The organism is Clostridium ihumii AP5 (assembly GCF_000612845.1).
Taxonomy (GTDB): Bacteria; Bacillota; Clostridia; order Clostridiales; family Clostridiaceae; genus Clostridium_J; species Clostridium_J ihumii.
In genome coordinates, this window is sequence record NZ_CCAT010000080.1 from 1 (window position 1) to 1,065 (window position 1,065).

1 protein-coding gene is annotated in these 1,065 nt (G+C 35.6%); it reads right to left on the reverse strand.

Going from position 1 to position 1,065, the window contains the following annotated elements; all coding sequences use genetic code 11:
- Nucleotides 1-9: 9 nt before the first annotated feature.
- Nucleotides 10-969 carry an IS30-like element IS6770 family transposase gene (locus BN346_RS15805; RefSeq protein WP_000221326.1) on the reverse strand — a complete coding sequence of 320 codons (960 nt, stop codon included), beginning with the start codon at nucleotides 967-969 and terminating at the stop codon, nucleotides 10-12.
- Nucleotides 970-1,065 lie beyond the last annotated feature (96 nt).

The following is a 1,065-nucleotide window of genomic DNA, read 5'->3' on the forward strand; positions in this document are numbered from 1 at the left end:
TATGATTTGTCAAATTAAGTTAGAATAAAATGCTTCTTGTACATAGCTCAAAAATATCTCAATTGGTGTTCTGTAATTCAATGATTTTCTTGGAATATGATTACGTTGATTGCTGACACTGGAAATAAATGTCTGATTCACTTCTCTAAAATCCATTGATTTCGGCAGTCCATTACGACGCAGAATCCCGTTAGAATTCTCGTTTAATGGGCGTTGAGAAGGTGTTCCAGGGTCCGCAAAATATATATCAATATCGTGTTGGTTACTAATGGCTTTCCAGTTAGAAAATTCTTTTCCACAGTCAAACGTAATAGATTTAAAGAAGTTTTTAGGGAAGCGAGAAAACCATTGATTAAGGGCGGTTTCAATATCTAATGCCTTACGGCCGTTGGGTTTAATCGTGATAATGACTTTAGATAATCTTTCAACTAAAGTAATGACGGCACTTTTATGATGAATGCCAACGATCGTATCACCTTCAAGGTGACCAAACTCAGAATTGAAATCAGGATAATTATCAGGTCGATCATGGATTGAGCGCTGATATTGTTGTTTTCCCCGTTTTTCCTGATGGCCATTGGGTTTTCTTTTACCTTTCATCGGTAGTGTGTCAATATCAAATATCCCTTTAGAAAATAAACGATAAAGTGTTCTCATACCGCATGAAACAGGCCTTTCTTTTCGCCCGATAATGACGTCAGGCGTCCAACCAAGAGTGACTTTCTCTTTAATGTAATCTACTTCATGAGCAGGTAATTGAATGACTTTTCTACCACATTTTTTCTTATTTTCTTTATACTGGTGCCAATAATCAAGAGCAGTCTTGCCTTGCTTGAACTTATTGACTACATTATAAATAGTTTGTATAGCACGTCCCATTCGGTTAGCGATTTCAACCGGTTTATTATGTTGAAGATAATATGATTCTATCATTGTCAGTTCGTCTATGGTAAGATGTTTGTAGGTCATTTATGGTTACACTCCTTTGTTTTCTTTCGTCGGAAATACAATTTGAGTGTACCATAAATGCCTTTTTATTTTTCTAACTTAATTTTACAATTCGCG